Raw genomic sequence first — 24013 nt, 5'->3', positions numbered from 1 at the left:
CTAAATCCAATTATCTAATCTCTAAAGCTATATTTAGCTATTTTTTGGTACAATTCTTTTGGATTAAATGGTTTTGTTACATAATCATTCATTCCTACAATAAATGCTCGGTCTTGATTGGTAAAGGTTGCCGAAGCAGTAAGTGCTATGATAGGCACCTCACTATCTACCTCTCTAATTTTTTCTGCGGCTGAGTAACCATCCATTACTGGCATTTGAATATCCATCAAAATAACATCATACCTACCTTTTTCATGTTTTTCGGTAGCTATAAGACCATTTTCAGCCACATCAAGCTCGACTTGCCATCTTTCTAAAAACTTAGTCGCTACTTTTATATTGATAGGATAATCTTCAACCAATAATATTCTAACACCTTTCAACGTATTTTCGTTGAGCAGCTCATTTGAGCCTTCAGATGCTTTATTTTTTAGTTCTGATCCAATTTCAAGTTCGATTGTAAAAAAGAACTTTGCTCCTTTCCCCGCTTCACTTTCAAGTTGAATTTCGCTATCATAAAGTTCTAAAAGTTTTTTTGTAATCACCAAGCCCAAGCCAGTTCCCCCAAATTGTCGAGTGGTTTCTGAATTTGCCTGCGTAAATTTTTCAAAAATCAATGCTTGTTTCTCCAAAGGAATACCGATACCCGTATCTGCCACCGAAACCTCCATCGCTACACGATTATCAAATTTTCTTAAACAGGCAAGCTCAACAGTAATACTCCCATTTCTGGTAAATTTCACAGCATTTGATACTAAATTTGAAATAATTTGCCCCAAGCGAAGTGAGTCTCCGATGACAACATTAGGCACATCATCATCAATCATCAACCTTATTTTATTTCCCTTCTCTTCAGCTTTAACCTGATTGGCTTTTTTGATATTAGATATCAATTGTTTAAAATCAAATGAAATACGTTCTAACTCAACTTTACCAGCCTCTATCTTACTAAAATCCAAAATATCATTAATCAAAACATGCAAATTATCTGTTGAAAATTGCAAAATCTTGAGATTTTCTGCCATATTTTCACTCATTTCCTCTTGTTGCATGAGATATGTAAGCCCCACAATTGCATTGAGTGGCGTTCTAATTTCATGACTCATCATCGAAAGAAATTCAGATTTTGCTTGGGTAGCCTGTTCAGCAGCTTCTTTCGATTTACGTAATTCTATCTCTATCTGTTTTCGATTATCAATTTGAATTTGCAAGAAATCAACTAAACTAAGTAAATTATTAGAGTCTAATGATTCTGTATGCAATCCTTCTTGAACTTCAAGCGAGCGAATAGCTTCAATCAGCTTTTCAACTGATAATCGTCTCTGCTTGATTTCTTTTTTTAACTTGGCGTTCACCTCTGCATATTCTTTTTCATTAAGTTGAGATGAATGTTCAAATAATTCTTTATCTCTTTCAAAATTGAGGTAAGAATCATTAACTGCCTTTACAAAACTTTGAAACTTTTCATGCGTTAAATAGTCTTCTGACAGGTATTTACTAATCTGTTTTGCCAGTAAACGATGAAGTTCAGTATTATTCATAAAAGATTATTTTTCAGAAATGGTTGTAATTGTCATCGTTTGATTGTGTAATTCGCAACGAGCATTGGCATTTTGTGAGGAAATTTCACCATAAGAATAGAAACCTGTCATGGTCGTTTTCTCACCAAAAATTTCACGAGCAGCTTCTACTTCTTCTTCAGTACGTTGTCCTAAGACCAATTTTCGTCCAACACAGCTTACCAATATTGCTAATTCAGGTGCTTCTTCAAAAGGTTCTAATGAACTTTGAGCGGCAGTTCCCGAAGCGTCAATCAATCGGTCGAGATTTGCTTTCATAAATCTCACTAACGCACCTTTAGGCATTTCGCCAGCAAATGTCATACTTTTATTAGCTTCATCAATCGAAAGAATGGTACGAACTACAGGTTCATCATCTTCATTTTCTCTCATTGATAACGGGAATAATAAGGCAGCTCCTGGTAATTCATCGGCATATTTTCCCAAGTACTCCTTGTACACATCCAAGGCAGCTTTATCATTAATTTTATACAATACATTGTACTCTGACATGGTAACTTCTCTTTCAGGTCCAAATCCATCCCATCCACCCAAAGTTCCATGTCCAATTCGTAATTTTTTTCCGTATAAACCTATTCCTACAATTTTTCCTTCCACAGGATTTTGGTTAAGCCCAACCAATGTTTTTTCAAAGCGAGCATCATCTCCTGCTAAACCACCCGAAATTTGTATTTTATTCTTAGTCTTTTCATTCAAAGCAGCAATCAAGGCACTACCATTTACTTTAGCCCCATCCGAGACAATGAAAATCGTAGCCAAATCATCATTCATCAAAGCATCAGCAATTTCTTCACCTGCTTTCGCACTTTGCAAATAATTTTCAATTGGAATTTCTACCGCACGAACAGTCGTTTTCTCAAATTCAATTGCTGTGACGATTATTGTGCCACTATGAACAGAATCTCCGTAAATTTCACCTGATGTAGAATTTATAACTATTTCAGCTGTAGGATACAAACTCTTGATATAGTCATAAGGTTGGGTAAGTTCTAAACACTTTCGCTCACCAAAAGCCAATACTAATTGGGCATTTAATGGGTTAAAATTTTCAGATTCAGACACTGCATGCCATTGATTGGCACTAAAGGATTTCTGCTGTGTTTTCATGCTATAAAGGTGAATAGAAAAAATTTAGGAATGCAATTTAAAAATTATATTCACAAGATTCATTATACTAATGAAAAATAATGGTTTGAATATTTTAATAGCAAATAAAATGGTCGCTACTAGAAGATATGCCAAACATATTGCGAAAAAAAATCTATAATCTTTTCTTTTTTCTAAGCAATTTATGAGCCAACAGATAATTAAAAATCATTTAAGCGGTATATTTGTTTATTTTAATCACATTTTTATACTTATTTCCTCCGATTAAAAACTTAAAATTTCAATTCAAATTAAATAACTCTAACAATGAAATTTTGGCAAAATTTTTGATGCTATATTTTCTAAATATTAAGTAGTTCTCAATTATACAGTCCACATCAAAAATATAAATTTAAATTATTCCGATACTAAGCCACCCTTTCATAATTTAAAAATTGTTAGCGTATTTGTTCCAAATTAGTAAAAAAAACACCTTTTTTTTCTTCTTTTTGACACAAATTTTTAGCAATTTTAATCAGTATTCATTTTTGCTTCTTTATGAAGTTAGGAATCAAGGAAATAGCCTAAAATTTCTTTGTATTAGCCAATTAAGTAGTTGATTATCAATAGATACAAGTCAACCACTGTGTAAGTTATAGATTACAAAACAACATTTGCATTTAACTCAAATTATTTACCTTTTAAAGACTTACATATCATAGCTTAGTTTTCAATATTTACATTCAAACTGATATAATGGAAAACAAAATAAAACTCCTAATAATCGATGACGAGCCAAGTACAAGAAAAGTGTTAGAACATTTCTTAAACAAAGAGTTTGAGGTAACGGTAAAAAATGATGGAATGGAGGGAATGAATTGGCTGGAACAAGGTTATGATCCTGATTTTATCATTGCTGACCTCAATATGCCTAATCTTAATGGAAAAGAACTAACAAAAGTTATTCGGGCAAGTAATCTTTACAGTAATGTACCAATTATTATCCTTTCGGGTACTGATGAAAGTAAAGAACGTATCGAATGTCTAAATTTAGGGGCTGATGACTTTATGCTCAAACCATTCAATCCAATGGAAGTCCATGCCAAAATTAAAGCCATCTTACGCAGAGTAAAACCTCAATAATTGAATACATCAGATAGATATATTATGGACAATTACGCCCAACAACATCATATAGGAGAGCAAGACGCACTTCCTATTAAAGTTATTTTGGTTGAAAATGATGACTTTGCTGTAGTCAAATTCTTGAAAAAATTTGGAACGGAACTAAGTATAAAAGTCATCGAAAGTGCCGAAGAATGTTTTGAATTCATTAAAAATACTTATCCGCCCGATGCCATTATTATTGGAAGAAACATGGGTGGAATAAAATTTCTGGAAACAGTTCGACAAGAAAGTTGGACAAATTTGCTTCCAGTCATCATCACCAGTGACCAAATTACTCCTGGCTTAATCAAAGAAGTAGCTGAAAAAAAAGGTGACGACTTGTTTCCTAAAGATTTTAGTAGCGGAGACTTGGTAACTCGACTTAAATATTTCATTAAACGTCGTCACTACCAAGCAAGCCAGCAAACAAAAGCCAATATTTTAGAAGTAAAAATTCCTTTTTGGAAACGTTTTATTGATGTCACTTCTACTGGATTTGCTCTACTATTACTTTCCCCTCTCTTAGCTATTGTTGCTATTTTAATCAAATTAGACTCAAAAGGGCCAGTTGTATATAAATCAAGGCGAGTAGGTGCTGGTTATAAAATTTTTGAGATTTATAAATTCCGTACCATGCGTACAGATGCTGATTCTATGATCAAAAATATGGGTTCGCTCAATATGTACACCAAAGAAAATACAGAAAAGAAAATTGAGGGGCTTTGTGATGATTGTAAGGCATTAGGTGCTTGTCAACAACAATTATATTTGGATGGAGAAGTGACTTGCGAAAAAAAATACCTTACACAGAAAAAAGAAAAAGTGGCATTTATGAAGTTCCAAAATGACCCAAGGATAACGAAATTTGGTGGTTTTTTACGCAATAGTAGTATCGATGAATTGCCACAATTATTCAATATTTTTATGGGTGATATGTCACTTATTGGGAATCGTCCTTTGCCTTTATACGAAGCCGAAAAATTAACAACCGACAAATACATCGAGCGTTTTGCTGGCCCAGGTGGCCTAACGGGGCTTTGGCAAGTAACCAAACGAGGAAAAGGTAAAAAAGAAATGACCGAAGAAGAACGTATTGAATTAGACATTGAATACGCCAGAAATTTTTCATTCAAATATGACATGAAAATATTTTTTATGACATTCCCAGCCCTTCTTCAGTCTGAAAATGTATAATCTATTCGCTTTATAAAATCCTATTATTAATGGCTATCCTACTTGAAATATTATTTTGGTTCAGCATTGGTTTAGTAGCCTACACTTATGTAGGCTATGGTATCGTGGCATGGGTTTTAGTAAAAATCAGGAAAACAATCGGCAAAGCATTTAAGCAATACAACGATCCAAGTTTTCTTCCAAAGGTTACACTTGTGATTCCTGCTTATAACGAAATGAGTTGTATTCAGGCTAAAGTTGACAACACTTTTGGTTTAGATTATCCTGCCGATCAAATGGAAGTTTTGTTTGTAACCGAAGGCTCAAATGATGGCACTTCCGAATATATTCAATCACTTAAATCAAGCTATCCTAATCTCCGAATGATTGATGGAGATACCCGCAGAGGAAAAATTGAAGCGATGAATATGGCCATAAAAACTATCACTACGCCTATTGTGATTTTTACAGATGCCAATACAAATTTGAATCAACTGGTTGTTAAAAATATTGTAAGACATTTCCAAGACCCAAAAGTTGGAGCTGTTGCAGGTGAAAAACGCATCGAGACCGAAGGAAGTGAAGCGGCGGCTGGAGCAGGCGAAGGACTTTATTGGAAATATGAGTCATTTTTGAAAAAGTTAGATACACAACTTTATTCCGTTGTAGGAGCTGCAGGAGAGCTTTTTGCTGTCAGAACTGATTTGTTTGGACAGGTTGAAAAGGACACACTGCTTGATGATTTTATTGTGTCGCTTCGCATTGCGGCTGATGGCTATCGAGTTATTTACGAACCAGATGCTTATGCCAGCGAACGTCCATCGTTTTCAATTCAAGATGAAATGAAACGAAAAGTCAGAATTGCTGCAGGAGGCTTCCAAGCCATTGCTCGATTGAGTTTCTTATGCAATATCTTTCGTTATGGTTTGCTTTCATTTCAATATGTTTCTCACCGAGCTATGCGTTGGGCGGTTGCACCATTTTGTTTACCTCTGATTTTCTTGCTCAATCTTGCTTTGTATTTCACAGAGACAGAGCTTCTTAGTCAACCTATTTATCAATGGATAATGTTGGCTCAAGTTGCTTTTTATCTCATGGCAATCATTGGTTATTATCTTGAAAATCAGAAGATTAGGGTAAAAGCATTGTTTGTGCCGTTTTACTTTTCTTTTATGAACTATTGTGCAATCAAAGGCTATTTTAGGTACAGAAATGGACTCACCTCTGGTATCTGGGAAAAAGTAAAAAGAGCAGCATAATCCATCCATGCTTGATTGAAAGCTAATCTTTCCTAAACACTAAAAAAACTATGATTAATTTCTCCATGCCCAAATGGGTAAAAAATATACTTCAAAAACCGCTCGACATCAAACAATTCACTGATGCTGAGGTAGCTGATTTGAAACAAAAATTATCAAAGTTATCTTCCACAAATCCTTTGGTGAGTGTGGTTATTCCTGCTTGGAACGAAGAATTAGGTATTTTGCATACGCTCATTTCTTTGGCAAATACCAATACAAAATATGACGTAGAATTACTTATTATTGATAATAATTCTACGGATGGCACTGCCGCTTTATTAAAATCTTTAGGTGTAAAAACTTTCTTAGAAACCAAACAAGGCGTTGGTCACGCTCGAACTTGTGGTTTGCATCAAGCAAAAGGCAAATATATCTTGACAGGCGATAGCGATACATTGTACCCTGCTGGCTGGATAACAGCAATGGTAGAGGGAATGCTAAATGATTCACAAGTTTATTGTGTACATGGTAGCTATTCGTTTTTACCAAGCGATAGTACCCCTCGTTGGCAATATGGTCTTTATGAAGTTTTAAGCGGTTTTATTATCAAGAGAAAAGAAAAAACACAACCGTTTTTAAATACTTTAGGCTTTAATTCTGGATTTATTCGCCAAAAGGGAATAGACGTGAATGGCTACGATATTGAGACTCAACGTACTTTTAGAGGAGCAGCGGGGGTTTCTGAAGAAAATGCCACAGAAGATGGCATGATGGCTTTGAGATTAATGCAATCGGGCGGAAAAATAAAAGCGATTGATTCAATCGAGGCAAGAGTTTGGACAAGCGACCGCCGAATTCAATTAGATGGTGGTTTGAAAAGTGCTTTAATGTTAAGAATTAAAAAATATCTTTGAGCAAGCATTATGTCTATCATATCTACAATCAAGTCGAATCCGAAGCTAAAACAATTTGTACATTGGTGCTTGATTCCCAAACATCAAGCTCGTCCACGACTTTGGGTGCAATGGTTTGTGAATCCTTTTTTTCATAAAAAAGGCAAAGGAACAAGCATTTGCCGACGTACACGCATAGATGTTTTACCTTTTCAGCCTTTTAATATTGGAGATTATAGTACCGTTGAAGATTTTGCAACCATTAACAATGGTGTGGGTGCAGTAAATATTGGCAATAATTCAAGAATTGGCATTGGTAATGTTATAATCGGCCCTGTAACAATTGGAAATAATGTTATTCTGGCTCAAAATATTGTAATGAGTGGTTTAAACCACAATTATACTAATATTGATGTTCCCATTTATTTACAAGGCGAAACAGTAGCTACCATCACGGTAGAAGATGATTGCTGGATTGGAGCAAATGCTGTAATTACCGCAGGTGTAAAAATTGGGAAACATAGTGTAGTGGCAGGAGGGGCGGTTGTTACCAAAGATATCCCACCTTTTAGCGTAGCAGTGGGCAATCCTGCGAGAGTAATCAAAAAATATAATTTTGAAAGTAAATCTTGGGTTTCGGTTTAAGGTAAGTATTTGTTTTTATCTTTGAGGATTAGCAATTCATCAAAAATAAAAACTGCAAAACCATACCAATTGAAACTACGTATTTGAAATATGTAATTATATTCCGAAAAACATATTTATTGTTAAAAAATTGACTTTGGCAACAAACTTGAATTATTAATTGTTGTACATTGATATGTACATATATTTCAGGTTCAATTCACAGTAGTTTTTATTAAATCAAAAATATTAGCTATTAATAAAGTTAGGATATTTCAATCTAAGACGATAACATAGTAAATTTGTGCGGTTGAAGTTCATTTGTAAAAATTGAACTATTCTAATATTTTGGCAGTATAAAGTATTTCTTATCATGATAAAAAATAACATTCCTATTCCCATTAATGAAAAAGAAAGACTTGAAGCCTTGTTGAGTTATAATCTATTAGATACTTTTCCTGAAGAAGAATTTGATAATATCACTAAATTAGCTTCATATATCTGTCAAACGCCAATTGCAACAATCACTCTGATTGATGAGAAAAGGCAATGGTTTAAATCTCGTCTTAATCTTGATGATGCTGAAACATCCAGAGATATTTCTTTTTGTCAACATACAATAATGAGCAATGAGGTATTTGAAGTCCCTAATGCTCTTGAAGATGAAAAGTTTAAAGATAACCCATTGGTAACTGGTAAACCCAATATTCGTTTTTATGCTGGAGCTCCGCTATCAACTCCTAATGGCTATAATATTGGTACTTTATGTGTCATAGACCGTGTCCCTAAAAAATTAAATAAAGAACAAAAAAAGGCACTTTCTACTCTGGCTAAAAGCATCATTACGCAATTAGAATTAAAAAACAAAAACAATCAATTAAAAAATGAGATTGATTCACTGGCTAAAAAAGCCTTAGACACAATTACGCAAGAATTAAATAGTTATAAATTAGCTTTAGATGAAACTTCAAGCGTCATTATTACCGACGAAAAAGGTATTATCAATTTTGTCAATGATGCCACATGCAGAATTACCAAATACTCAAGAGAAGAGTTGATAGGTCAAGACAATAAAATTTTAAGTTCTGGCTATCATCCTAAAGCGTTTTTCTCAGAATTATGGGCAACAGTAACCCAAGGCCTGGTTTGGAAAAATCAAATCAAAAATAAAGCGAAAGATGGCAGCTTTTATTGGGTTGATACTACAATAGTCCCAGCATTAGATGAAAACGGAAAACCCAACAGATATGTCGTCATCATCCATGATGTTACGCTTCAAAAGCAACAAGAGAATAAAATAGAGCAGTTTTTCAATCTATCTTTAGATTATTTGTGTGTTGCCAATACCAAAGGCTATTTGATTACACTCAGTCCTACTTTTTCCAGAGAATTGGGTTTTTCTGATGAAGAATTAAAAGCAAATCCATTCTACAATTTTATCCATGAAGAAGACCTTGACAAAACAAAAAAAGAGATTGAAAAATTAGCTCAAGGATTTACTTCTATTAATTTCGAAACAAGATTCAAATGTAAAAATGGTGATTATAAATTATTGAGTTGGAATGCTTCTCCAAACCGAGAAGAAGGCCTGCTATATGCTATTGCCAGAGATATCACCATTAGTAAAAAAATAAATGAAGAGAATAGACGGCTTTCATTAGTTGCTAAAGGCACTGATAATATCATTGTCATAACAGACAAAAACAGAAGAATTGAATGGGTCAATGAGCCTTTTGTGACCTTAACTGGCTATACTTTAGAAGAGATTATTGGTAAAAAGCCTGGGCAATTCCTCCAATATGAAAACACCGACAAAAACACAGTTGCTCAAATAAGAGAGGCTTTAAATAAGCAAACATCTTTTAAAGGTGAAATTAAAAACAGAAGTAAAACGGGAAGAACCTATTGGCTTGAAATAAGTATCAGCCCTGTTTTTAATGAAAAAAATGAGTTAATCAATTTTATCGCTATCGAGTCTGATATAACAGAAAAAAAGAGAAAAGACTTAAGTATTTCCAACTTAATGGCCTCTCAAAATGCCATTTTTAATGGTGTAGGCCATGCAGTAGTGTTTACTGATGTCAATGGTATTATTAGAAGAGTTAATAAAGCTGGGCTAAATTTAATTGAATATAACGCCGACGAAGTACTTGGTAAAACACCAGAATTTTTTCATGACCGAGAAGAAATCCTCAAACGCTCAGAAGTGCTATCGCTAGAGTTAGGTAGAAAGATAAATCCAGGTTTTGACACTTTTGTGATAAAAACAAGAGGAGAAGCTAATGTTGATGCTAATGAATGGACCTATATCTCAAAATCTGGCAAACGAATTCCAGTTTGGTTGAGTGTCACTTGTATCAAAAATGCAGATGGTGCTATCTTAGGGTACTTAGGTGTGGCTGAAGATTATACCATTAAAAAGCAAGCAGAAAGAGAACTTATTAATGCAAAAAACCTGGCCGAACAAGCTGTTTATGCGAAAGATAGTTTCTTGGCTAATATGAGTCATGAGATACGGACACCACTCAATGCCATCATAGGTTTTACAGAACTCATTTCTCAAAGTAATCTTGATACTGCTCAACTTGATTATGTAAACAATATTCAGATTGCTGGAGACAATTTACTACTCATCATTAATGACATTTTAGATTTATCAAAAATCGAATCAGGGCAATTAGTTATTGAAGCCTATCCATTTAATCTAAAAAATACCTTAAAGCATGTTTATGATTTATTGAAAGTAAAAGCAACAAAAAACAACCTCGATTTTAGCTTATTTTTAGATGCTGAAATACCTGAATTTGTTATCGGAGACAAAGGTCGCATCAACCAAATAATGATGAATCTTGCTGGAAATGCAGTGAAATTTACCTCAAAAGGCGAAGTCACTATCTCTGTTAAAAAAACTGCTGAAACAGATGACAGTGTAGTACTGAAATTTTCAGTAAAAGATACTGGAATCGGTATTCCAGAAGATAAATTACAGGCAATTTTTGACCGCTTCACACAAGCAGAGGAAAGCACGACACGTAAATTTGGTGGTACTGGACTAGGACTAAGTATAGTAAAACAATTGGTTGAACTACAAAATGGTCAAATTCAGGTAAAAAGTAAATTTGGTAGAGGGTCTGAGTTCTTTTTTTCTTTAGAATTAAAAAAAGTCGATTCTTCAGTTGTCGAAACGATCATAGAGAATAATTTAAACAAAAATTCGTTTGGAAAACTTTCTATTTTACTTTGTGAGGACAATATTTTAAATCAACGATTGGCACAAAATGTTATTCAAAAATTTGGTTTTGACTTGACTATTGCTAATAATGGACAAGAAGGTATTGATTTGCTAATGAAAAATAAATATGACCTTATTTTAATGGACCTTCAAATGCCCGTAAAAGACGGTTATCAAACTACTATCTTCATTCGTCAAGAACTAAAATTAGATATACCAATTATTGCCATGACCGCTCATTCATTGATTGGTGAGCAACAGAAATGTTTTGATATTGGTATGAATGCTTATGTAGCCAAGCCTTTTAAGCAACACGAATTATTGACAAAAATACAGTCTGTAATAGAAAAGCGTGCCGAAAGAAAAGTTAATATACCTATTGAATCTGAAGTATTAGTCTTACCAAGCAATAAGTCAAGAACTATTGATTTTTCCTACTTAGATGAATTATCTGATGGAGATGACAACGACGAGTTGAGAAAAGAAATGATTAGCTTGTTTATTAATAAAGTACCCAAAGATTTAGATTTGCTTGAAAAAGCAATTCAAGATAAAGATTATGCAAACACCAAACATGTAGCACATGATATGAAATCTTCTCTTTATATGTTTCGCTTAAATGACGAGGTTGCTTTTTTAGAGAGAACTGAAAAAAATGCGATGGCTTCAATCATTAATGATGAATTAATTACCGAGTTTATGGCATTCAAACAGGAGCTCATTGAAATTATTCAGTTATTGAAAGAAAACTGAGACTTTAAATTTTTCAACAAATTTTATACGTAAAACAGAAAGACCTGCCCAATTTAGCAAGTCTTTCTGTTTTTAAAGTTATTAATTGATATTTAGCATCCTCCAATCATTTCACTTCACCCCAAACAACAACCGCATTGCTCGAAATGGCTTTATTAAAAAGTGGTAAATCAGCCATGCAAAACCAAATGTTCCTACAACCAAAATAATGAATTTCGGAATGACTGCCATTTCCCAATCAGCAATATAATAGCCAATTGTAACAGTAATTGTTTGGTGTAAAATATAAAATGGATAAACCGCTAGATTGGCATATTCCACAAAGCTGTTCTCGAAATTGAGGTAGTGCTTGGCAAAGCCACAAATAGCTAAAATAATACACCAAATAAATAACATTTTCAAGATTCCATTAAAGATCAATATGCCAATGCCATCTTCTGGAATAGCTCCCAATAGTGCATCATAAGTCTTACTAAAAGCTATCAAAAATACCCCTATTGACAGAAAAACCTTGCGATATTTCTCAATTATTTCCCAGCTAAATTGCTGATTAGCAATAATATAACCATAGATAAAAAATAGCAATGAAAGCGTAAAATTATACCAGTCGGCGGTCAGGTTATGTGTTATTTCCCAACGTTGTGAGAGCGTCCAATAAGTAATCGACAGTGGAAATGTAAATAGTAATATTTTTATGAAAGACTTATATTGGTCTTGAAGATTTAAGAACTCAATGGCTCTTTTTTTAATCCATAAAAATAATGGCGTTGCCATCAACGAAAATACCCAAAGATATGCCACAAACCACAAGTGATGCCAGCTAAAGCTACCTTCGGGATAAGGTACAAACTCAAACACACTTGGATAAAATTCGGCATAGCTTCCCGAAAAATCATGGGCTTGTAATCGTTCAAAATAAATTTGTGGAGGCACAATAACAAACATACCAAAAACCAATGGTAGTAATAATCTTTTGGTACGTTCGCCAATAAATTGCAAACCTGTACGAGATTTTAGAGCAAAACTTACACCTACCCCCGAAATAAAAAATAAGAGCGAAAGTCGCCACGGATTAACCAATTCCATCCAAATCTTAAAACCATTGGCAATGGTATTGTTTTTGACATGCCAGCCCCAGCTTACAAAGAACATTCCACTGTGATAAAAAATAAGAATGCCAAAGGCAATTACTCTAATCCAATCAATGAAGTATTGTCGATTTTTCATAAGATTATGTTTTTGTTTTTTCGACAAATATCAAGCTTGAAAGTACAATTTCAGGTATTTTCCTATCAAAATGATGTTCATTCTGATAAACTCGAACATCTAAGATTTAGATTTATACTCTGAAGGCGTCATTCCAGTGATTTTTTTGAATGCAGTATTGAAAGCTGATTTAGAATTATAGCCTACCATTTCAGCAACTTCCTCTATTTTTATGTGGGCATTTGTCTGATTTTTAAGAAGTAATTTTGCTTCTTCAATCCGAAGTTGGGCAGTAAAATCAAAGAATGATTGACCAAGCGATTCATTCAAAATTTGTGATAGATGATGCTGAGAAACAGCCAGCTTTTTGGCAAGTATGGGCAATGAAAAAGTAGAACTTAAAAATGGCTTCTCATTTTTCATTAATATTTGTAGTTTTTCAAGTGTATTTTCTTGAATTTCTTCAGTCAACGAAGATTTTTCGTATTTTTTTGTCGGTTTTTGGTCAAAAAACGTTGATTTATTCATCAAAATAAAACTAATTCCATAAATAATCAGCGTAAGATATGTTGCAATAAAATGGTCGCCTAAATCATTTTCAAAAAGAAGTTTAGAGCTAACAAAAACGACGATTGCCAAGACTGAATAAATAGTACCTTTTCTACACCAAGCCAAATCTGGATTTTTGTTCGACCAAAACGAAATCTGCTCGTGATCAGCTTCCTTTTTTAACATCCAAAAACCTAAAGCTACATAAATACACATTTGCAATAACATCAACTCATTGACATAATTACTGAGAATATAAGCACTGCTGGGTAGATAGCCTGTCTCAGGTAATCGAACCAATTCAGACCGATGATACGAGCCAATATAGGCATTATATTTAGCGGGGAAAGATGCTACATAAAAAGTAATAGTTTTGTAAAAAGTATAAAAAACAAAAGGCAGAAAATGCAGAAAATCAAGCTTTTTGAAGGTTTTTTGCAGGTAACTTCTATGATATAAATAAATGAGTGGAGCAAATAAAAAATTGGTGGGTTCGGCAAAATCAATGAGCCAAATCACCCAAAACATATAATTGGTATAACACAGCAAAATCTCGGTTAATGCCGCCGCAAAAGCAAGTAGTAGTATGCCAAGAAAACGATTGGCAAGTTTATTTCCTTGTTGGTTTACAACAAAAAAGTACGCCAAAAATAAGGCTTGAATAATACCCAGAAAAATCCAAAGAGCATAAATGTCAATCTTAATTGGTAGCGTTTGGGGCATTTTTTAATTTAGTTTGTCCCAAATTTATGATATATTTTTGGAAAATTGAGGTCTAATTTTTTCTTAAACCGTTGTTTGAAGATTTTATTAATCCTTTAGCAAAATCCAGTACGCTATCTTCACCCTGAAGAAAATCAGTAAAACTTTGATGTATTTCATGGTCGGGTACGAGTTGAAGCTCTTTTATGGCATTATAATTTATTTTTAGAAGAGGTAAGTTTACCGTAAATTTTGTATTTGGAAGTGTAAATGATGTAAAATCTCCTGCCGAAGAACCATCTGCCGCTCCACCACAAATGGTGCCTATGAAAGTACCAACTTGTTGGTTTTTGAGGTGAGCAGCCAAATAAACAGCCGTTGAAAAAGTGCCTTCATTCACCAAAACATAGACATTTCCGCCAAACATATAATGATTGGCTGGCTCATAAAAACGACTAACCGTATAACCTTTTTTCTTTTCTCGAATAACAGAGCTACTACTGATTTGGTATTTTTGATAAGGTTTATTGAGTAAATATTTCAGCACCTCATCGGCATAATCTAGTCCACCACCAGCATTATTACGAATATCAATAATGAGATTTTTTGTTTGTTTTTGAGCTATTTTTTCAAAAATATGTTGAATTTCTGTTTTAAAATTACCATTTTCAAACTCATTCCCATCAAAACTTCTGATGCGAAGAATGTCAGTTTTGGCATCGACTTCATTCAAATAGATATTTTTATAAAACTCCACATTCCGAATAGGATTTCGTTCAGCCTCCATCTCTCTGAGATAAGCCAACGGTTGTGTTTTTACACTTATATTTTTTGTTTCCTTGTTGAGCTTAATTTTCAGATTTAGCTCATCTTGTTCATCAAAAAAGAGGTAAAGCAGTCTTCTAAAATTGCGTTGCAGGTAATACGATTCCACATCTGCATTTTTTCCATCTCCATTCTGAAAAGTATATTTCGATAGGTTTTTTAGCAGTTTTGCTACAGGAACCTCTTCGACTTCAAGGATTTCTGTGCCTTTGATTAATAAATTATTTTCGGATAAGTTTCTTGAAACATATACCCTATCGCCAAAAATGACAACATCCATTGGTAAAAACTTAGGATTTACGTTATTGGGTCGAATCAATCGTTCGTCAACCAAAATAGAAGTATGACCACACTGAATGGCACGCGTGAGATTCAAGAAATAAGTAAATGTTTGTTTGACAGTGAGTGGTTTTTCAACCCGATAAAGTGAATCATAAATTTCTTGAAAGCGACTTTGTTCAATAAATTTATAGGGATTTGGATGAACTTCCTCAATGCGTTCCTTCAAAAAAGCCAAATCTGCATGAATTTCAGTCGAACTAAAAGTTTGTCCAAAACCTTTTACGCAGATAAGTAGGAAACAAATGAAGGAAATTTTGGGCATAATTTAGGATTGAATTTCGTTGTTTTATAAACGAACAAAATAGAGTTATTATTTGCTTAGTTTCTATTTATGGCTGATGAGTTTTTCGAATTCCTGTATTGTTTTTAGGGTCTCTTTAAGTACTGATTTTATCCTTTTAAAAGTTATATTTTTATTTTTTTCAGAAACTATTTCTTCTCGTTCAGATAATAATATTTCAAGGCTTATTATAAACTGCTTCTCATTTTTTATATAGTAGAATTTTTCACTCTCCCATCTTTTAATTAAAATGCTGTGAAATTTTTGTAAATCTTTGTTTTCAGCCTTAGATAGTTTATTGAATAAGATTTCAACATTTGCTCTGCTAAGGCTTGAGTTATTTACATCTTTTTCTAAGTATGCAATGATAGTATCTAAATTTTCTTCATCAATATTCTTAGTTGTAAAGGCCTCCCTATTCAGAAGTTCTTCATCAATTAGTTCTGAAACTTTATCTCCAAAATCGTGAGATGATTTCTGGTTATCAATTTCTTCTGTATACTTTTGAGTAACTCGAAAACTTTTTAAGGTTTCACTATCAGCATTAATCAAGACTTTGTTTTTGATAACTTCTAAAAAGTTCCTTTCCAAATCATCCAAATCAAACCCATATTCTGAATAATTCTGAATGTAAAAGTAAATAGTGGAATAATCATTTAGTTCTTCGTAGTCTCCATTTTTAGCGTAATTTATTATGTCTTGAAAGTATTGCTTTAATTCACTATCATTATATTGAAGAAGACCATGAAATCCATTTGAAAAAAGCTTATTATAAATCTGATAAGCTGGTTTTATCGCTTTTCTATCAATATCTTTTAATTCAGATATTAGTTCTTCTTCATTTAAATAGCCACTTGTAAGATAATTATAAGCACTTAAAAAATAAGTGTACTGAGTATTGAAATAGTATTTTTCTAAGAAAGTGTTTTTATAAATATTGTCTTGATTTGTCTCAGGAGTCTCACTTTTAGCTCCTTCTAATTTCAATTTTCTTATAAAAGTGTTCATTTCTTGTTCTGTCTCAGTAACATTAATATCAATACCTCTACGATTTTCAAAAGAAATTCTATTTTCTCTAAATTCTATTGAGATTGTTAATACGAATTTTAATAAATCATCACATGTTTTACCTAAATCAACATATTTGAAAGTTCTTTTTTCTTTCTCAACCTTACTAAAAATATGATGAAAACAATTTAATCCAAATTTCAGAATACGTAAATTCTTACTATGTTTAAAGAATATATCTCCTATATAATCTATTTTATCTTCCAAAAATGTGGTAAATATTTTATCTTCTTCAAATCCTCGTTTGATAATTTCTTTAATAGTGTCTTCTTGTTTTTGCTCAAATTCAAGACTTAAACCAAAAGTTTTTTCTTTTAATTTCTTAAACTCTTCATTAGATTCAATCTTATCTTCATCCGCCAAAACGATTACTTTGGTTCCTTTTTCAGCAAAATTATTAATATATCCTATTATCTCTTTATTTGTTAACACATCATTTTTTCTTTCCAAATCATCAAAACATAAAATTATATTCTCTTCTTTTACATCTCCATTTTCTTGCTTTTTTGATGTAAATCTACCAAGCCAGCTACTTGTTTCATCAACTACTTTTTCTTGATTAATAGAGACATTTGTATCTTTGTTTCCATCTATTTCATCAATACCAAATTTTAAGTAATCTGCTATATCAATACTTTTGAAAAATGATTTTACGATAGGACCTCCATATTTTATAATACCTGCTAACTTAGGGCTTCTTTCAGCAAAAATCATTGTTGATACTTCCTTTATAGTAGAAACCCCATAGAGAGAAATAACTATCATTTTGAAGTTTTTTGCTTCAATTTTTTCTTTTAGAATATTGTTCAAATAATAGGTTTTTCCTGAACCCCATTTCCCTGTTAAAAGTACAGCATAGTCAGTATTAGCCTGTTCAATGTAATTCAGAATCGCTTCATCTATATGTTTCATAATATATTTTATCCTTTATATTTAAAGTAAACATACAAAAAAAGAGCCGAATAAAAATATTCGACTCTTCTCAAAAGCTATAAAAACTTCTCAACTATATCTATCATTTCGCCAAGGATAAGCGGTATTTGAGTAACCTCTTTCTTCCCAAAAACCTAATTTGTTTTTAGGCAAAAACTCTATTCTTTTTATCCATTTCGAGCCTTTCCATGCGTAAAGTTGGGGTGTAATCATGCGGGCTGGGCCGCCGTGTTCTTTTGCCAAAGGTTCATTATAGACGGTGTGAGCAATCAAAACATCAGGTTTTAAGGCTTCTTCGAGTGAGACATTGGTTGTATAAGTGTCATACCCATAACACATGATATGGGTTGCTGTTTCTTTCGGTTGCACCAAAGCCGCCAAGTCAACTAAGCGAACACCTTTCCAAACCATGTCCATTTTCGACCAAGTAGTTACGCAATGAAAATCACTAACATCTTCCACTTGTGGTAAAGCCATAAAATCTTCCCAAGTCAAAACCACTGGATTGTCAACTTCTCCATTAATGGTGAGTCGCCAACGCTCTGGCGTAATATCAGGGTGATAACCTAAATCTAATACTGGCCATTTTATAGTTGTGGTTTGTCCTTTGGGCAATTGTGGCATTCCATGTCTATTGATAGGCCCAGTTCCCATCGGACGATCATCTGCCATGGAAGGCGTATTTTTCATTTTTTCCTCAAAACGAGTTTTCAACTTCATCCTCGCTTCGATGATTCGGTCTAATTTGCTTGGTTCTTCCATTGTTTGATGAGTGAATTTTGGATGGTATGTCTAAGTAAAATGACGAATTTTGACGGGGTCGCCCGTGCGATGACGAATGACTAATATAAAATACTTATTATCAGTCGTTTATGAGTTATCAAATTTAAAATAAATTAGTTCTTTTACTTACAAAACTAAATAATGATAAAAATAGTTTTGTGAATCATTTATCAATCAGCTATTTACCGGTATTATTTCAAGGCTCTGCTACTTGTTTTATCAGCAGTTGGAAAATCTGAAGGTATCGGAAAAGTTACTTTACCCGTTGCTGCCCACTCGGAGCCTCGCAATAGACAAGTGATAAAACCTACACATTCAATAGAATAATCAACATGCCCCATCGGTGTATGAAAAATTCTACCTTTTCCATAATTAATAGTCATCAACATTGGCTCATGACGGTCGGTACCTTTCATCTCTTTTGAAGAAAAAGTCGTGGCTAAAACCTTCATGTTTTCGGCAGGGCCTCTGAGTCGATCATACAATTCGTCTTTTGTGTGTAGCCATTTTGTAGGCATTCCTTTGGTAATTGGATGCTCTGTATCTCTTATTTCGATGGTAAATTCATGCTGAGGGCCATGTGAGCCTCCCCTACCTGCGGCAGTATCTTTGATTAATTGCCCCTCATTATTATAATAAACATAAGGGCCATCTTTTTCTGTACGGTCTCCCCAACCTCCTAGACCTATCATTTTATTGTAATCTGGCCATTTGGGGAAAGAATTATCAGCAGCATGAATCACTACTAACCCTCCACCTTTTTGCATATATTTTTCAAAAGCTTTTTGTGTTTCTTCTGGCCAAGGGGCTGCATTCCAACCAAAATTACAAATCACTAAATCATATTTTGAAAAATTTGGCTTGAAATTAGGGTCTGCCTGTGGCTTTTTTAATGCCTCTGTTTCGCCTACGCCAGCAATAGGAAATGCTTTAATAAATTCATCTCCTTCCATGTATATTTGGTTCGTTCGACATCCACTTTAAACCTACCTGTTTCTTCCAAGTATTGTTTCATCATGAAGGTTATTTTTGGCCATTGCACATGGTTATTTTGCCCGTCAACGATGAGCGTTTTTATAACAGATTTCTTTTTTTGAGAAAAAACACTTGACATAGTAAAAAGAAGAGTAAGGCTAAGCAAAAAGATGATGTTTTTCATAGAATTGAGTTTATTTTAAGCAAGTTATGATAAACATGGGGAATTTGAAAATTTGAAGATTTGAAAATTTGAAGATGTAGGAATTTTATTAGAATATGTCATTAATTTCCAAATTGACAAATTTCCAAATTGGCAAATTATTTACTTTGCTATAGTCTAAATCCTATTGAACAATTGCCGCATTGATTACTTCATGAATACGTTTGCGAATTTTCAAGGTATTGATTTTATTATTGGCAGAACTTTGATAAACTCGATTGGAGAGAAAAATAAAAATTAAATCTCGGTCAGGGTCAACCCACACAACGGTGCCTGTAAAACCCGAATGACCAAAGGTATTCATTGAAGCATTAATAGCGACAATAGGCTTATCATCGCCCTCTTCGGGCTTGTCCCAGCCAAGTCCACGATGGCTTTTTTGTGTATAATTTTTAGAAAAAAGAGGTACTGTTCCTGCAAATAAAATCTGTCTGCCTCCATAATAGCCTTTTTGTAAATTCATCTGAAAAAGTTTTACTAAATCACTGACATTACTAAAAAGTCCTGCATGACCAGCGACTCCACCTAAAAGTGCAGCATTGGGATCATGCACCGTTCCTTGAATTTGGGAACCTCGAAAAATGGCATCGTTTTCGGTCGGAGCAATATTAATTTTTGCAAACTTTGTATTGGGATTATAGAGTGTCGAACTCATTCCTAAAGGCTCATAAACATTCTGCTCTACAAATTCATCTAAAGGCTGATTGGTCACTCTTTCCACAATTTTTTGTAAAATCAATAAGCCTAAATCGCTGTATGTAAATCGAAAACCACCTAATTTATCATAAACATTGATTAACTTTGATTGCATCACCCATTTCCAAACCGAATCTTTGATTGCTGGCGTAATATACAGATTATCAGCCACTTGCAAGTTTGTGCTATCTTTAGCAAAGCGATAATAATCATTTTTAAAACTTCCTGCCGACTTAGTTTTTTCCCAAAAAGGGATAAAAGCAACCAAGCCTGCTTGGTGCATCAGAATATCAGACACCAACATGTTTTCTTTATTTGTCCCACGCATTTCGGGCAAATAAGTTGATGCTTTTTCATTCAAATCTACCGCTCCACGCTCATTGAGCATCATCATGGCTTGTAAAGTTGCAGTTACTTTGGTCATGGAAGCAATGTCGTAGAGTGTTTGGTCATTGACAGGCTCATAATAATCATAACGAAGTGTGCCAAAATTTTTATTATAAACTACTTTGCCCTTTCTTGCTATCAAAATCTGACAGCCAGGAAAAGCTCGATTATTGATTCCTTGCTGCACAATCTGCTCAATTTCTGCGAGTTTTTGGGCATTCATACCAACACTTTCGGCAGAACCAAATGAGACCCTACCCAAGCGTTCGGTCTGAATTCCTGTTCCGACTTTTTGCTCATAAGTTACCGAAACTGGTAATTTCCCCTTTGCTGGTAATGCTCCAAAAAGTATCTGTGGCACAATTCGTTGCGAGGCAGCTTCATCTTCATAACCACAAACCAAATTGGGCACACCATCATATAATTTCATGCCGTAAGGATTTCCAAAACCAACTACAACAACCTTCGTTTTTTGACGCAACTGATTAATAAAAGCCACTGTCGCAGGTGAAACCCCATAATTTCTATCTCCTCTGCTATTCATATCATGCACACTCACTACCACTACTTTGTATTTGGCAGCTTCCTCTAAAACCCATGCAATGTCTTTGTCGGAAGCAGGTTTGAAAGGTATTGCAAAATGCCTAAAATTGGCATATTGACTCAACATTTTCTGAAACTCATTGTTATAATCGGCACTAATGGCTACTGATGCAAAACTCGTGGTATCAAGATGAATAAAAGGCAGTAAATTATCTTGGTTTCTGACAATCGTAACGGCTTGTTCAAATAATTCGGCTTTTAAATCATAGGCTTTTTTGCTATTCAAATCGCTACCCAAATTGGACAATTCAATGGGTTTATAATTATTTAGACCTACCCAAAATTTTGCCTTTAAGATTTTTTTTACACGTGCATCTAAATCTGAGATCTGAATTTGTCCAGTTTCTACGGCAGTTTTTATTTTATTAAATGCCGCAGGAAGATTACCTGTTTGCAGTAAAATATCATTTCCTGCTAAAAAAGCTAAAAAATCAGGTTCTCCAGGTTGAAGTCCTGCTGTAATTCCCCGCATATTCAAAGCATCGGTAACTGCCAAACCCTGAAAACCCATTTTTTCTTTAATGATTTCGGTGACAATTTTGCGAGAAATAGAGGTTGGCGTGTTGGTTCTTGGTTCAAGTGCTGGCACAAATAAATGGGCAGTCATCAAGCTTGCTACGCTATCAGCAATCAATCGGCGAAACGGGTATAATTCAACTTCATTCAATCTATCAATCGAATGACCAACCCAAGGCAAAGTTCGATGAGAATCTTGGTCAGTATCTCCATGCCCTGGGAAGTGTTTGGCACTACCCATCACATTGTACTTTTTCATTCCTTTGATATACATTGCTCCTTTTTCGGCAACATTATATTGTGATTCTCCAAATGAACGGTAATTAATAATCGGATTTTTAGGATTTGTATTGACGTCAACCGAAGGGGCAAAATTGATATGAATGCCTAAACGCTTGCATTGCCGCCCAACTTCTTCTCCAAATTTTTCGACATAACTATTGTCTTGAATAGCTCCAAGTGTAATTTGTTTAGGAAATTCAATTGCACTATCAAGACGCATGCCTAAACCCCATTCAGCATCAATGCCAATCATCATCGGAATACGAGAAAGTTGCTGATAACGGTTAGTCAATTTCGCCTGTCTATAAGGCCCTCCTTGAAAGAAAATCAGTCCCCCGAGGTGATAAGTAGCAATATTATTTTCAACTTGTTGATAGTAATTTTCAGTACGATTAGAAAAAGTCGCAATCATAAACAATTGTCCAACTTTCTCATCGAGTGTCATTGTTGCTAATAAACTATCAGCCCACTTTTCTTGTTGAGTCAGGTAATCTGGTATCTTTAGTCCACTAGTCTTATTCCAATAAAGATTGGGGGTATTTGTTGATGTAAATGAAGTGAGAAAAGCAAAAAAGCCACAAAAGAACGCAAGCAAAAGTATTTTTTTATTCTGGTAAAGCACGATTTGGTATTTTAGTATATTGGGTAATAACGAACAAAAAAGCCATAGATTATTACAAAAGTAAATAATCTATGGCTTAAAATAAAAGGTTTTATTTTTAATCAATTTCAATCACCACATCTTTTGTCAGTGGATGAGCCACACAAGTAAGGATAAAACCTTGTTTTATTTCTTTTTCTGTCAAACCATCTTCTTCGTCCATTTTTACTTTTCCTTCGATACATTTACCCATACAAGCCGTACACATGCCTGCTTGGCAAGAATAAGGTAAATCAATATCCAAATCTAAAGCCGCTTCCAAAATAGTTTGATGAGGTTTTACCTCAAATTCATATTCTGAGCCTTCATATTTTACTTTTATTGTTTGAGTTTTTAAAGAATCTTCTTCATCAACAGAGTCTTCCTCAGTAGCGGCTATGGCTGTATGAAAGTTTTCTTTATGAATTCGGTCTTTAGAGACATTATAAATACCCAAGCCAGCAATCACATCTTCCATCATACCAATTGGGCCACACAAATAGAACTCATCATTGGCAAAATCCGTATCTGCTTCTTTCATCAAACGAATAGCAATTCCTTGGCTGATACGCCCTTTATGTCCCACCCATAAATCAGAAGGACGGCTCAATAAATGGTGAATCGTGAATCGTTTGCCATATTGTGCTTCCAATTCTTCAATTTTTTGTTTGAAAATAATGCTATCTTCACTGCGATTACCATAAATGAGCGTTACACGAGAATTTGCTTCCATTTTCAAAATAGATTTAGCAATAGACATCATCGGCGTAACACCACTTCCAGCAGCAAAAAGTACAGCATGGCGAGATTTATCAGCATCAGGTTCAACATGGAAATTGCCCATTGGCTCTAATACTTCTAAAAAGTCTCCAACTTTTACATTGTCATTCAGATAATTAGAAACCAAACCACCAGATACTCTTTTAATGGTAATTCCAATAGAAGTATCACTATGTGGAGAAGTGGACATTGAATAACTTCGGCGGATTTTCTTTCCACCTTCGCCCGCTGGTACAATAACCGTGATAAATTGTCCAGCCTTGTATTTTATTTGTTCACTTAATGGATGCCAAAAATAAATCGTTACGCTGTCAGAAGTTTCATTTGTAACTTCTTTTACTTGAAGAAAATACGTTTTTAAAGACATTTTTGAATTATTGTTGTTTTTACAGTCCACAGTCGATAGACCACCGTTCGCAGATTTTATACTGGTTAATTAGCAAAAAACTGCTGTCAGTTATACATGGAACTATC

General features: G+C 34.1%; 15 protein-coding genes and 1 pseudogene. 6 read left to right on the top strand and 10 right to left on the bottom strand.

What is annotated here, in order from left to right:
- Window positions 1-14 precede the first annotated feature (14 nt).
- Both ACQUQZ_RS03705 and ACQUQZ_RS03700 read right to left on the bottom strand, forming a co-directional pair.
- Window positions 15-1541 carry a response regulator gene (locus ACQUQZ_RS03705; RefSeq protein WP_435353400.1) on the bottom strand — a complete coding sequence of 509 codons (1527 nt, stop codon included), beginning with the start codon at window positions 1539-1541 and terminating at the stop codon, window positions 15-17.
- A 6-nt stretch (window positions 1542-1547) separates the two neighbouring features.
- Window positions 1548-2687, bottom strand: a complete 1140-nt coding sequence (locus tag ACQUQZ_RS03700; protein ID WP_435353399.1) for an FIST signal transduction protein — start codon at window positions 2685-2687, stop codon at window positions 1548-1550.
- Between the two features lie 735 nt (window positions 2688-3422).
- Between ACQUQZ_RS03700 and ACQUQZ_RS03695 the strand changes: the two genes are divergently transcribed.
- The 6 genes from ACQUQZ_RS03695 (at window position 3423) to ACQUQZ_RS03670 (ending at window position 11749) form a co-directional block, all read left to right on the top strand.
- Window positions 3423-3809 (top strand): response regulator transcription factor, encoded by a 387-nt coding sequence (locus tag ACQUQZ_RS03695; protein WP_435353398.1) that lies wholly within the window; start codon window positions 3423-3425, stop codon window positions 3807-3809.
- Window positions 3810-5027, top strand: coding sequence for a sugar transferase (locus tag ACQUQZ_RS03690; protein WP_435353397.1), 1218 nt, complete (start codon window positions 3810-3812; stop codon window positions 5025-5027).
- 29 nt (window positions 5028-5056) lie between these two features.
- Window positions 5057-6265 (top strand): glycosyltransferase family 2 protein, encoded by a 1209-nt coding sequence (locus ACQUQZ_RS03685; RefSeq protein ID WP_435353396.1) that lies wholly within the window; start codon window positions 5057-5059, stop codon window positions 6263-6265.
- A gap of 50 nt (window positions 6266-6315) precedes the next feature.
- The gene (locus tag ACQUQZ_RS03680) at window positions 6316-7161 is read left to right on the top strand and encodes a glycosyltransferase family 2 protein (protein ID WP_435353395.1); all 846 of its coding nucleotides are present in this window, start codon (window positions 6316-6318) and stop codon (window positions 7159-7161) included.
- Window positions 7162-7170: 9 nt separating this feature from the next.
- Window positions 7171-7785 (top strand): acyltransferase, encoded by a 615-nt coding sequence (locus tag ACQUQZ_RS03675; protein WP_435353394.1) that lies wholly within the window; start codon window positions 7171-7173, stop codon window positions 7783-7785.
- A gap of 352 nt (window positions 7786-8137) precedes the next feature.
- A complete protein-coding gene (locus ACQUQZ_RS03670; protein ID WP_435353393.1) occupies window positions 8138-11749 on the top strand; it encodes a PAS domain S-box protein in 3612 nt (1203 codons plus the stop codon).
- Window positions 11750-11860: 111 nt separating this feature from the next.
- On the opposite strand, the gene ACQUQZ_RS03665 is transcribed toward ACQUQZ_RS03670, so the two are convergent.
- The 8 genes and pseudogenes from ACQUQZ_RS03665 to ACQUQZ_RS03630 all read right to left on the bottom strand — a co-directional run bounded on the left by ACQUQZ_RS03665 (window position 11861) and on the right by ACQUQZ_RS03630 (window position 23906).
- The gene (locus tag ACQUQZ_RS03665) at window positions 11861-12976 is read right to left on the bottom strand and encodes an acyltransferase family protein (protein ID WP_435353392.1); all 1116 of its coding nucleotides are present in this window, start codon (window positions 12974-12976) and stop codon (window positions 11861-11863) included.
- Between the two features lie 99 nt (window positions 12977-13075).
- Window positions 13076-14227 (bottom strand): helix-turn-helix domain-containing protein, encoded by a 1152-nt coding sequence (locus tag ACQUQZ_RS03660; RefSeq protein WP_435353391.1) that lies wholly within the window; start codon window positions 14225-14227, stop codon window positions 13076-13078.
- 52 nt (window positions 14228-14279) lie between these two features.
- Window positions 14280-15635, bottom strand: a complete 1356-nt coding sequence (locus ACQUQZ_RS03655; protein WP_435353390.1) for a S41 family peptidase — start codon at window positions 15633-15635, stop codon at window positions 14280-14282.
- 63 nt (window positions 15636-15698) lie between these two features.
- On the bottom strand, window positions 15699-17633 hold the full coding sequence (locus tag ACQUQZ_RS03650) for a P-loop NTPase fold protein (protein ID WP_435353389.1): 1935 nt from the start codon (window positions 17631-17633) through the stop codon (window positions 15699-15701).
- Window positions 17634-17723: 90 nt separating this feature from the next.
- The gene (locus tag ACQUQZ_RS03645; protein ID WP_435353388.1) at window positions 17724-18416 is read right to left on the bottom strand and encodes a molybdopterin-dependent oxidoreductase; all 693 of its coding nucleotides are present in this window, start codon (window positions 18414-18416) and stop codon (window positions 17724-17726) included.
- A 212-nt stretch (window positions 18417-18628) separates the two neighbouring features.
- A pseudogene (locus ACQUQZ_RS03640) lies at window positions 18629-19596 on the bottom strand (ThuA domain-containing protein).
- 163 nt (window positions 19597-19759) lie between these two features.
- The gene (locus ACQUQZ_RS03635; RefSeq protein WP_435353387.1) at window positions 19760-22714 is read right to left on the bottom strand and encodes a glycoside hydrolase family 3 N-terminal domain-containing protein; all 2955 of its coding nucleotides are present in this window, start codon (window positions 22712-22714) and stop codon (window positions 19760-19762) included.
- A 124-nt stretch (window positions 22715-22838) separates the two neighbouring features.
- Complete coding sequence (locus tag ACQUQZ_RS03630) at window positions 22839-23906, bottom strand: 2Fe-2S iron-sulfur cluster-binding protein (RefSeq protein ID WP_435353386.1); 1068 nt, start codon at window positions 23904-23906, stop codon at window positions 22839-22841.
- Window positions 23907-24013: the final 107 nt, after the last annotated feature.

This window comes from Emticicia sp. SJ17W-69 (assembly GCF_051209875.1).
GTDB lineage: Bacteria > Bacteroidota > Bacteroidia > Cytophagales > Spirosomataceae > Emticicia.
This window is presented reverse-complemented; position numbering and strand designations above follow the sequence as displayed.

Excerpts from the sequence above, each read along its gene's own strand:
- ACQUQZ_RS03670 (WP_435353393.1), top strand. The coding sequence starts at position 8,138 with ATGATAAAAAATAACATTCCTATTCCCATTAATGAAAAAGAAAGACTT.
- ACQUQZ_RS03705 (WP_435353400.1), bottom strand. The coding sequence starts at position 1,541 with ATGAATAATACTGAACTTCATCGTTTACTGGCAAAACAGATTAGTAAA.
- ACQUQZ_RS03645 (WP_435353388.1), bottom strand. The coding sequence starts at position 18,416 with ATGGAAGAACCAAGCAAATTAGACCGAATCATCGAAGCGAGGATGAAG.
- ACQUQZ_RS03695 (WP_435353398.1), top strand. The coding sequence starts at position 3,423 with ATGGAAAACAAAATAAAACTCCTAATAATCGATGACGAGCCAAGTACA.
- ACQUQZ_RS03650 (WP_435353389.1), bottom strand. The coding sequence starts at position 17,633 with ATGAAACATATAGATGAAGCGATTCTGAATTACATTGAACAGGCTAAT.
- ACQUQZ_RS03675 (WP_435353394.1), top strand. The coding sequence starts at position 7,171 with ATGTCTATCATATCTACAATCAAGTCGAATCCGAAGCTAAAACAATTT.
- ACQUQZ_RS03655 (WP_435353390.1), bottom strand. The coding sequence starts at position 15,635 with ATGCCCAAAATTTCCTTCATTTGTTTCCTACTTATCTGCGTAAAAGGT.
- ACQUQZ_RS03630 (WP_435353386.1), bottom strand. The coding sequence starts at position 23,906 with ATGTCTTTAAAAACGTATTTTCTTCAAGTAAAAGAAGTTACAAATGAA.
- ACQUQZ_RS03685 (WP_435353396.1), top strand. The coding sequence starts at position 5,057 with ATGGCTATCCTACTTGAAATATTATTTTGGTTCAGCATTGGTTTAGTA.
- ACQUQZ_RS03660 (WP_435353391.1), bottom strand. The coding sequence starts at position 14,227 with ATGCCCCAAACGCTACCAATTAAGATTGACATTTATGCTCTTTGGATT.
- ACQUQZ_RS03680 (WP_435353395.1), top strand. The coding sequence starts at position 6,316 with ATGATTAATTTCTCCATGCCCAAATGGGTAAAAAATATACTTCAAAAA.
- ACQUQZ_RS03700 (WP_435353399.1), bottom strand. The coding sequence starts at position 2,687 with ATGAAAACACAGCAGAAATCCTTTAGTGCCAATCAATGGCATGCAGTG.
- ACQUQZ_RS03665 (WP_435353392.1), bottom strand. The coding sequence starts at position 12,976 with ATGAAAAATCGACAATACTTCATTGATTGGATTAGAGTAATTGCCTTT.